The organism is Streptomyces phaeoluteigriseus, from assembly GCF_001896135.2.
Taxonomy (GTDB): Bacteria; Actinomycetota; Actinomycetes; order Streptomycetales; family Streptomycetaceae; genus Streptomyces; species Streptomyces phaeoluteigriseus.
Genome location: NZ_MPOH02000011.1, coordinates 258,352 through 267,002, shown reverse-complemented (window position 1 = coordinate 267,002; position 8,651 = coordinate 258,352). Strand labels below are relative to the sequence as shown.

At 69.6% G+C, this 8,651-nt stretch carries 12 protein-coding genes and 2 pseudogenes; 12 read left to right on the top strand and 2 right to left on the bottom strand.

What is annotated here, in order from left to right; all coding sequences use genetic code 11:
- Positions 1–312 (bottom strand): annotated as a pseudogene (locus BM536_RS41750) (hypothetical protein); the annotation flags it as partial.
- 131 nt (positions 313–443) lie between these two features.
- Positions 444–893: an NUDIX hydrolase gene (locus tag BM536_RS12355; RefSeq protein ID WP_073498676.1), complete on the bottom strand. Its 450-nt coding sequence runs from the start codon at positions 891–893 to the stop codon at positions 444–446.
- Positions 894–923: 30 nt separating this feature from the next.
- On the opposite strand from BM536_RS12355, the gene BM536_RS12350 reads away from it, so the two are divergent.
- From BM536_RS12350 to BM536_RS12295, 12 genes and pseudogenes are all read left to right on the top strand, one after another.
- Complete coding sequence (locus BM536_RS12350) at positions 924–1,703, top strand: GntR family transcriptional regulator (RefSeq protein ID WP_073498674.1); 780 nt, start codon at positions 924–926, stop codon at positions 1,701–1,703.
- A gap of 135 nt (positions 1,704–1,838) precedes the next feature.
- Positions 1,839–2,195 carry an SCO3933 family regulatory protein gene (locus BM536_RS12345; RefSeq protein WP_073498672.1) on the top strand — a complete coding sequence of 119 codons (357 nt, stop codon included), beginning with the start codon at positions 1,839–1,841 and terminating at the stop codon, positions 2,193–2,195.
- Between the two features lie 2 nt (positions 2,196–2,197).
- Positions 2,198–3,553: an FtsK/SpoIIIE domain-containing protein gene (locus BM536_RS12340; protein ID WP_094102924.1), complete on the top strand. Its 1,356-nt coding sequence runs from the start codon at positions 2,198–2,200 to the stop codon at positions 3,551–3,553.
- 84 nt (positions 3,554–3,637) lie between these two features.
- Positions 3,638–3,844 (top strand): hypothetical protein, encoded by a 207-nt coding sequence (locus tag BM536_RS12335; protein WP_073498670.1) that lies wholly within the window; start codon positions 3,638–3,640, stop codon positions 3,842–3,844.
- On the top strand, positions 3,844–4,539 hold the full coding sequence (locus tag BM536_RS12330) for a DUF2637 domain-containing protein (protein ID WP_073498668.1): 696 nt from the start codon (positions 3,844–3,846) through the stop codon (positions 4,537–4,539). Before BM536_RS12335 ends, BM536_RS12330 begins: the two co-directional genes overlap by 1 nt.
- Before the next feature lie 17 nt (positions 4,540–4,556).
- Positions 4,557–4,751, top strand: coding sequence for a hypothetical protein (locus BM536_RS12325; protein WP_073498666.1), 195 nt, complete (start codon positions 4,557–4,559; stop codon positions 4,749–4,751).
- 1 nt (position 4,752) lies between these two features.
- Positions 4,753–4,944: a mobile element transfer protein gene (locus tag BM536_RS12320; RefSeq protein ID WP_073498664.1), complete on the top strand. Its 192-nt coding sequence runs from the start codon at positions 4,753–4,755 to the stop codon at positions 4,942–4,944.
- Between the two features lie 9 nt (positions 4,945–4,953).
- Complete coding sequence (locus tag BM536_RS12315) at positions 4,954–5,109, top strand: hypothetical protein (protein WP_094102923.1); 156 nt, start codon at positions 4,954–4,956, stop codon at positions 5,107–5,109.
- A gap of 20 nt (positions 5,110–5,129) precedes the next feature.
- Entirely contained in the window at positions 5,130–5,447 is a 318-nt protein-coding gene (locus BM536_RS12310; RefSeq protein WP_073498662.1) for a SpdD-like protein, read from the top strand.
- 91 nt (positions 5,448–5,538) lie between these two features.
- Positions 5,539–6,947 (top strand): annotated as a pseudogene (repSA, locus tag BM536_RS12305) (replication initiator protein RepSA).
- Positions 6,944–7,141 carry a helix-turn-helix transcriptional regulator gene (locus tag BM536_RS12300; protein ID WP_073498659.1) on the top strand — a complete coding sequence of 66 codons (198 nt, stop codon included), beginning with the start codon at positions 6,944–6,946 and terminating at the stop codon, positions 7,139–7,141. Before repSA ends, BM536_RS12300 begins: the two are co-directional and overlap by 4 nt.
- Entirely contained in the window at positions 7,141–8,535 is a 1,395-nt protein-coding gene (locus BM536_RS12295) for a tyrosine-type recombinase/integrase (RefSeq protein WP_073498657.1), read from the top strand. Before BM536_RS12300 ends, BM536_RS12295 begins: the two co-directional genes overlap by 1 nt.
- The last annotated feature ends 116 nt before the right edge of the window (positions 8,536–8,651 follow it).

Below are 8,651 nucleotides of genomic sequence, written 5' to 3'. Positions count from 1 at the left end.
ACGGCCCGGCCGGGGCGGGCCGCGCGCGGGGAGCGGAGCGAGCCGCCTTGATGAAGTAGGGGAAAGTCTTATCCCTCGGTCGGGTGGGCGCTCTCGTCGGTACTCATCGAACAGGCTGAAGAACAGCTCAACCGGGGCCACATTGGCCTCTTGGGCCTCACGTTCGATCTCGACCGCCCAACCAAGAGCGCTGTGACGGCCTAGCCGCTGCCACAGCCACTCGGCGAAGGGGCCTTGAGTGCCAGGGCTCCAGAAGGCGAAGTCTTCCTCGACCCCATGCACGGCCATCGCGGCTCGGTAGCCGATGAGCATGGAGTCCAAGTGTTGGAGGGAACCGCCGCGCAGCCACATACCGGGGCGAAGGCGTATCTCATCAAGGAACTCATTGACGGTGGACAGCTCCGTGAGGTGCCTCGGTTGCCGACGTACGTTGTCCGCTTCTGTCATCGGTTGAGCAGCTGTCTGCCGTCGTGGCTCCGTACATGGGGGCCGTTGCCGTCCAAGGCGTCCAGGAGTCTGATGGCGAAGGCCTCGGACATGCGCTCGGTGACCTCGTCGGGCGTGAGCCATGAGACGGCCGTGGACTCGCTGGAGGTGCGTTCGGTGCCGCCTGAGGGCTTGCAGCGGAAGACCAGGGCGACGACTCCGCGGGTCATGTTCTTGTAGACGCCTGTGAGTTCGTCAACCTCGATGTGGATGCCGGTTTCCTCCAGGACCTCCCGAGCCACGCCGGCCTCTGGCGTCTCGTCGAGTTCGAGGATGCCGCCGGGGAGTTCCCAGGTGCCGTTGTCGGCTCGGCGGATCGCCAGAAGGCGGCCGTCCTCGCGCACAACCACTCCGGCTACGGAAACGGAGTGCAGGGGAGGCGGTGTCGCCTCCTGTGGTTGACTCATGTAGAGGAGCTTAGGAGGCAGAGAAGGACTATGGGAACTGCTGCTGGAGGGGGCACGGCCGGTCCTCGGTACGTGCAGATCGCGGAAGAGATCGTGCAGCAGATCCGGGCGGGGGTTCTGAAGCCTGGTGACATGGTGCCGAGTGAATCCGAGCTGGTGGATCGCTACGGCGTGTCTGGCGGGACGATCCGTAAGGCCATGGCCGAGGTGCGGGCGAGTGGACTCGTCGAGACCCGGCACGGCAAGGGCTCGATCGTGAAGAACCGGCCCCCTGTGCGGCACCGCTCCTCCGATCGCTTCCGGCGCTCGCTTCGGCAGGGAGGGCAGGCCGCCTACCTTGCGGAGTCCGCGCAGTCCGGCGCCACAGCAAAGGTGAGCGTCCTCTACATCGGGCCCATGAAGGCTCCTGAGGATGCCGCCCAACGGCTGGGTGTTCCTGCCGGTGCGCAGGTGCTGGCCCGCCGGCGCCTCTACTTCCGCAACGGCGTTCCGGTCGAGACCGCCACGTCCTACCTGCCGTGGGACGTCGTGAAGGAGATCCCGGAGCTGTTCGCCGAGAACCCCGGCGGCGGTGGTATCTACGCCCGACTCGAAGACCATGGACATGAGTTCGCGGAGTTCGTCGAGACGCTGCAGGCGCGGCCGGCCTCGAAGTCGGAAGCCTCGGAGCTGGCACTGAGCCCGGGTGCTGCCGTGGTTCACCTGATCCGGGAAGCGCGTACGACCGCAGGCCTCGTGGTCGAGGTGTGCGACACGCTCATGGCCGCTGACCAGTTCGTTTTCGAGTACCGCATCCCTGCCGACGACTGACGCCCGCTCAACTCTCCGCAGCCCGTCGCGAGTTCCTCTTCGCGGCGGGTTGACTCATATACAGGAGTGGTGCACTCTTATGTCACTCATGTACATGAGTGGCGGAGTTCAGCATCTATAAAGGAGTGCTCTGATATGCGTCAGATCCCTGTCGACACTTCCGCCGCGATCGTGATGGTCGCCAAGACTCCGCAGCCCAAGGTGAAGGACCGCCGTACCGGCGAGATCGCCATGGACGTCGAGTCCGGTTCGAAGCTGATGACGGTCGACGTGATGTTCGCGGCCAACGAAGAGGTGGAGATCCTGTCCATCACCGTCCCGGAGCCCGGGATCAGCGGTGAGCTGGCCATGGGCACTCCGGTCGCGCTCACCGGCCTGATCGCCCGGCCGTGGGAGAACGACTTCAACGGCCAGAAGCGGCACGGAATCGCGTTCCGCGCGGTCGCGGTCACCTCGCTCGCCAACGCCGCCGCAGGGCCGAAGGCGGCCTGATCATGACCGGCTTCACGGTCGCTCTGGTGCTGGTCGTCGCCGCCGCAGGTCTCCTGCGGTGGCGGCGCCCCGCCTGGTACTGGCTGGTTTTCGGGGTCGCCCTGGCCACGCTGAGGGTCCTGGTCCGGTACGGCTCCGTCATGGACGCGTGCGGGCTGACCGTGCCGCCCGCGCGATGGCGGCTCGCCCTGGCACGGGCCACCAACCGCCCGATGCCGGAGTCCCGTCCGTCGCGCATCCTGCGGCTGCGGCCGACTCGCACCGGCCTCGTCCTGCGGCTCAAGCTGCGCCCCGGCCAGGACGCCTTCGACATCGCCGCAGCCTCGGACAGGCTCCGGCACTCGTTCTCGATGTACGGCGTCACCTCGCGTGAGCTGCGGTCCGGCGTCATAGAAGTGCGGATGACCGGCTACGACGTGCTGAAGCGGGTGCAGATGCCCGCCGCGACCGAGACCCGGCCCATGCGGGTACCCGTCGCCCTGCGACAGGACGGCTCGGTGAACTACCGCGACTACCGGGCGATACCCCACGCCCTCACCCTCGGCGCCACGGAATCCGGCAAGTCCGTCTACCAGCGCAACCTGGTCGCCGGACTCGCCCCGATGGATGTCGCTCTCGTCGGCATCGACTGCAAGCAAGGCGTCGAACTGTTCCCGCTGGGCCGCAGGTTCTCCGCGCTGGCCGACAACCCCGACACCGCCGCCGAACTGCTCGATGCGCTCGTGGGCCGGATGGCGGACGTCTATCAACTCATCCGTGCCCAGCAACGGATCACCGTCGACGTACCGGACGCGGAGATCGCCGCCGACATCTGGGATCTGCCCGACGGATTGCGTCCGACTCCGGTCGTCGTCCTGGTCGACGAGGTTGCCGAACTCGCCCTGTACGCCAGCAAGGAGGAGGAGAAGCGGCGGGACCGGATCATCACCGCGCTCGTCCGCCTCGCCCAGCTCGGCCGCGCGGCCGGCATCTACCTGGAGATCTGCGGACAGCGCCTCGGCTCGGAACTCGGCAAGGGCATCACCATGCTCCGCGCCCAGCTCACCGGACGTACCGCCCACCGCGTCAACGACGAGACCTCTGCCAACATGGCCTTCGGCGACATCTCCCCGGACGCCGTCCTCGCCGCCATCCAGATCCCGGCTGAGATGCGGGGGATCGCCATCGCGGGCGACTCCTCCGGAGGCTGGCACCGCATCCGTGCCCCGCACACCTCACTCCGCCAGGCCGTGAACCTCTGCAACCGGCACGCCGACCGGACCCCGGACCTGCCTGAGCTGGCGCCGTTCCGGCCCGCCATCTCCGGCCCCGCCGCCGCTCCCGTGCCGTCGGCCAAGCCTTCTCCGGCCACCGCCTGATCTCTCACTCGTCCCATCGGTCGGCGTGACCGTCTTCGCGCCAAGTCCCTACCCCTGCCATGCCTGATGAAGGGAGAACTCGGCATGTGCCCGAACTGCGAGGACTTCGCCCGGACCGTGCTCCTCCTCGGCCAACTCGCCTTGTACGCCGACATGGGCGGCGCCGACCTCGATTTCGTGGAGGCGGTCAGCACGTCCCTCGCCGTCTCGTTGCCCGAGCCGCCGCCCGGCACGTTCCCGTCTGGCTACGACTCGGAGGACGGTCCCTTCCACCCGGATGAGGATTCCTGATGGGCGCCCGTCATGGTCTCCGTATCGACGCGGTGCTGATTCAGGCCGTGATCGCCGGTGCTCTGTCCTTTGCCCACCTGCACGACCTGGCCGCCGCTGCCGGACAGGACGGCTGGAAGGCCTGGGCCTACCCGGTGAGTGTCGACCTGCTCCTGGTCGCCGCCTGGCGACGACTCCGCTCCGAGGGGCCCTCCCGGCTGGCCTGGTGCTGGTTCCTCATCGCCCTGGTCGCCTCGCTCGGCGCCAATGTCGCCACCGCCGGGTTCCTCGACCTGGCCGACCCGCCCGCCCTGCTCCGTCTCGGCATCGCCGGGTGGCCCGCCCTCGCCTTCCTCGGCGGAACGCTCCTCGCTCACTCGTCGGCTGCGGAGCCGGAGCCGGTTCGGCCGGCACCCGTCCCGGACACGGACGCCGAACCGCGGCTACCGGCACCAGCCGTGCCCGAGCCTGATGCGGCTTCGGACCCGGCGTCGGCCCCGGACCCGGCATCGGCCCCGGTCTCGGCCCCGGCCCCGGTCTCAGCTTTCGCCTCGACGCCCACCCCGCCGGTCCCCGCCGTCCTCGTCGACCACGCCCGCAAGGCCGCCGACGAGTACCGCGCCCGCACCGGCGCTCCGATCGACACCGACACCCTGCGCTCCCGCCTCGGCGTCCCGCCCCACCTCGCCGACGCCATCGCCGCCCACCTCGCCTGACCAGGAAGGAACGACACATGGTCTCCGGCCCCGCCGACCTGACCGCTGCCGACTACCTCGACGGCGCCCGCGAGATGACCGCAGCCGACCGGCCCTACCTCGCCCACCTGCTCGCCGAGGAAGCCGCCCAGCGCACCACCGACCCGGCCACCGCCGCCGGCATCCGCGCCAGCTTCCCCGACCCCACCACCGCCCGGAAGGAGAGCAACTGACATGCCCGCCCGCGACAACTTCCACTCCGTGATGCGGATCGGCCCCGTGCAGATCGGCACCCACCGTGACCGCCACGGCCGGACCGTGCATGCCGCCGTCTGCACCGCCGACCGCTGCGGCTGGTCCGCCGACTACTCCAGCCAGACCGCCGCCCAACTCGCCGCCCGTACCCACCGCTGCCGCGTCCGCTAGGAGATCAACGTGCAGGTCCCGCTCTGGCTCGCGCTGCTCGCCGTCGGCTACCTCGGCGTGAAGCTCATCCGCCCGCCCTGGTGGCTCATCGCCGTACTGCTCCTCGGCGGATACCTCATCGCCGACAGCGTTCTGGCCCCCGTCATCGACAACGCCGTCAAGTAACCGCGAAAGGTGAATCGCCCATGTTGCGTCCCAAGATCCCGACCATGCCCCAGCCCACCGGCCTGACCACCCCGCCCGCCGTCATAGAGCCGACCATCATCACCCCGGGCACCCCGGTGCCGTCGCCGACGCCCGTCGCCCCTGCCTCGTCTCGCCCGGTCGTCCAGCTCACTCCCGGCACGATGTTCGCGCTCGTCGGCGTCGGCACTGCCGCGGTCCTGGTCCTCGGTGCCGTCCTGGTCTCGCTGCTCCTGGCGGTCGCCGTCACCGGCGCGTCCGTCGCCGTCTGCGCCGTCGTACTGCGCTCCGTGCTCGCCTCGGACGCCAAGCGACGCTGACCGGCCCCCGGGCGGCCCTGATACCGCCAAGCATCCGCCGCCCGGGAGCCGTCCCCACCGATCAATCTCGTAACCGGAAGGAACCTCCAGCATGGCCCACCGGGCCTCACCAGTGACACCCAAGGTGACCACGTCCGCCCACCCACTCGACCCGATCACCCTCGGAGACGTCCTCCGGGTGGCCTCGGCCTCCGACTACACCCGCTGGGAAGATCAGATTCGCCGCACCGGCGGCTGCTCCGACCCGATCCACTTGACCGGCTGGACGCTCACGAAGGACAAGACCACCGGCGAGACGCTGCACCACTACTCCACCGAGAACGAGCCGGGTGGACGCCTCCGCCTTGCCTGCGGCAACCGCCGGGCCTCCCGCTGCCCGTCCTGCGCCTGGACCTACGCGGGCGACACCTACCACCTCATCCGTGCGGGCCTCGCCGGGGACGACCGCCGGGACATCCCTGCCGACGTCCGCGATCACCCGCGCGTCTTCGCCACCCTCACGGCCCCCTCGTTCGGGCCGGTCCACAACCGGCCCGATCACGGCAGCCCCTGCCGCTGCGGCGACCGGCACGCGTCCGACGCCCCGGAACTGGGCACCGCCCTCGACCCGGACGCCTACGACTACGCGGGCGCCGTCCTGTTCAACAACCACGCCGGACAGCTCTGGCAGCGCTTCACCACCCGGCTCCGCCGCGAACTCGCCGCCCGCGGCGGCTTGGCCCGCCGGGAACTCGCCGACCACCTGCGCGTCTCGTACGGCAAGGTGGCCGAGTTTCAGAAGCGCGGGGCCCTGCACTTCCACGCCGTCGTACGCCTCGACGCCCCGACGGACCCGGCACACCGCCGCCCGCCTGGGCCACGGTCGACGTGCTCACCGATGCGCTCCGGGCCGCCGCCGCGCACTCGTACACGTCCGTCTCGGTTCCGGCCGTCGACGACCAGCCTGCCCGGACGTTCCGATGGGGCCGACAGCTCGACGTCCGCCCGATCAAGGCCTTCGGGGACGGCTCCGACATCACCGAACAGGCCGTCGCGTCGTACGTGGCCAAGTACGCCACCAAGGCGGCAGAGAATACCGGCACCCTGGACCGCCGTATCGGCGAACTCGCCGAACTCGACCGCCACGGCGTCCCCGACCACACCCGGCGGCTCATCACCGCGTGCCGCGACCTCGACCCGCTGTATCCGGACCGACGTCTCTGGGCCTGGGCGCACATGCTCGGCTTCCGCGGGCACTTCTCGTCCAAGTCGCGCGCCTACTCGACCACCCTCGGCGCCCTCCGCCAGGAACGCGCCGACTTCCGCGCCGCTCAAGAGGCGTCCGCCCTCGGCTTCGACGACCGCGAACCGGACACCGTCCTCGTCCTGACCGACTGGCAGTACGCCGGACACGGCCACACCCCAGGTGAAGCCGCCCTCGCCGCGACCATCGCGCGCGACCTGCACACCAACCGCGAGACCGCCCGCGAAGTCCTCCGGAGCGAAGGGAACACAGAATGACCACGGCCGTCCGGTCGCGCACGATGCTGACCCTCGCGGAGGTCTGCGAAGAACTGGGCGTCTCGCGCTCGACCTTCTACGACTGGCGGGCGAAACGGCGTGCGCCGCGTTGCTTCAAGCTCCCGAACGGCGACCTCAGGATCCGGCGGAGCGATCTCGACCACTGGCTTGACGACCGTGAGGACGCCGCCTGATGGAGACCACGTACGACGTCAAGGTCTACAAGATCCTCACGTACAAGGGTGCCCGGAAGACCACCTACACCGTGCGCTGGGAGGTCGCGGGCAAGCGCTGGCGTGAGCCCTTCGGCACCGTCGCGCTCGCCGAGGGCTTCCGCTCCGAATTGATTCGGGCCACGGGCAAGGGCGAGGCCTTCGTCATCGCGACCGGGCTGCCGGTGTCCCACCGCTCCAAGTCGGCTTCGATGAGCTGGTACGCGTTCGCCGTCGGGTACGTGGACGCCCGTTGGGCGGAGCTGGGCGGCAACAGCCGTAAGAACACCGCCAAGACCCTGACGGCGGTCACCATCGCGCTGCTACGTGCCCAGCCGACCCAGTTCGCCCCGGTGGCCGTGCGGACCGCGCTACGCGAATGGGCGTTCAACGCGACCCGCCGTGCGGAAGCCCCGCGAGACGTGGAGGCCATCCTCAGGTGGGTGGAGCGCAACTCCCTGCCGGTCTCAGTCTGGGAGGAGCCGGAGAGAGTCGATGAGGTCCTGCGAGCCGTCGACACGCGCCTCGACGGCAAGCAGGCGGCGGCCTGGTCGCGGAAGCGCCACCGCCGGATCCTCAACGTCGTCATGAAGCACGCGATCCGGCGGCGCGTCCTGCGGACCAACCCCCTCCCCAAGGGGAAGGAGTCGACGGCCGTCACCAAGACCAGCAACGCCGTGGACAAGCGGTCCTTGATGAACGCGGACCAGGCGGCGGCGCTCCTCGACTGGATCCGGCGCCGGCCGCGGGGAGGACAGCGGCTGCACGCGTTCTTCGCCACGCTGTATTACTGCGCTCTGCGGCCCGAGGAGGCCGTAGCCATGCGTGTGCAGGACGTGACGCTTCCCGGCCCCCACGCCGGGGACCAGTGGTGCGAGCTGCTGATCCACACGGCGACTCCGGAGGTCGGCAAGCAGTGGACCGACACCGGAGAGATCCACGAGGAACGCGACCTGAAGGGCCGTGCCGAGGGCGAGACGCGCACCGTGCCGGGGCATCCCGCCCTGACGCGCATCCTGCGGCAGCACATCGAGGACGAACAGCTCAAGCCGGGGGATCTGCTCTTCCAGGGGGAGACGGGCGGCATTCCCGCGGGTTCGGTCATCCGCCGGGCGTGGCGCAGTGCGCGCAAGGCTGTCCTGCTCCCGCACGTTTTCGAGTCGCCTACCGGGAGGCGGGTGTACGACAACCGGCACACACGCCTCACGAAGTGGCTCAATGACGGAATTCCACCCGCCCAGGTGGCCGAATGGGCAGGGAACAGCGTGCCGGTGCTGCTGGCCACCTACGCACGATGCGTCGAGGGGCAGTTGCCTGACCTGAAAAGGCGGCTGGAGGCCGCTGGCGATCTTCCCGAGCTGCCCGGCCCAGGCTGAGGCTTCTCGCCGAGAACTTCGACACGTATTCGACAGGGCCACCCGCGAAAACCCGGTTACAGCCGGACAGCCCCGGACCCTCCCCTTGATCGTCGGGGGAGTGTTCGGGGCTTCGT

Coding starts and splice junctions, on each gene's coding strand:
- BM536_RS12325 (WP_073498666.1), top strand. CDS start 4,557: ATGGTCTCCGGCCCCGCCGACCTGACCGCTGCCGACTACCTCGACGGC.
- BM536_RS12350 (WP_073498674.1), top strand. CDS start 924: ATGGGAACTGCTGCTGGAGGGGGCACGGCCGGTCCTCGGTACGTGCAG.
- BM536_RS12310 (WP_073498662.1), top strand. CDS start 5,130: ATGTTGCGTCCCAAGATCCCGACCATGCCCCAGCCCACCGGCCTGACC.
- BM536_RS12295 (WP_073498657.1), top strand. CDS start 7,141: ATGGAGACCACGTACGACGTCAAGGTCTACAAGATCCTCACGTACAAG.
- BM536_RS12345 (WP_073498672.1), top strand. CDS start 1,839: ATGCGTCAGATCCCTGTCGACACTTCCGCCGCGATCGTGATGGTCGCC.
- BM536_RS12340 (WP_094102924.1), top strand. CDS start 2,198: ATGACCGGCTTCACGGTCGCTCTGGTGCTGGTCGTCGCCGCCGCAGGT.
- BM536_RS12335 (WP_073498670.1), top strand. CDS start 3,638: ATGTGCCCGAACTGCGAGGACTTCGCCCGGACCGTGCTCCTCCTCGGC.
- BM536_RS12355 (WP_073498676.1), bottom strand. CDS start 893: ATGAGTCAACCACAGGAGGCGACACCGCCTCCCCTGCACTCCGTTTCC.
- BM536_RS12330 (WP_073498668.1), top strand. CDS start 3,844: ATGGGCGCCCGTCATGGTCTCCGTATCGACGCGGTGCTGATTCAGGCC.
- BM536_RS12300 (WP_073498659.1), top strand. CDS start 6,944: ATGACCACGGCCGTCCGGTCGCGCACGATGCTGACCCTCGCGGAGGTC.
- BM536_RS12320 (WP_073498664.1), top strand. CDS start 4,753: ATGCCCGCCCGCGACAACTTCCACTCCGTGATGCGGATCGGCCCCGTG.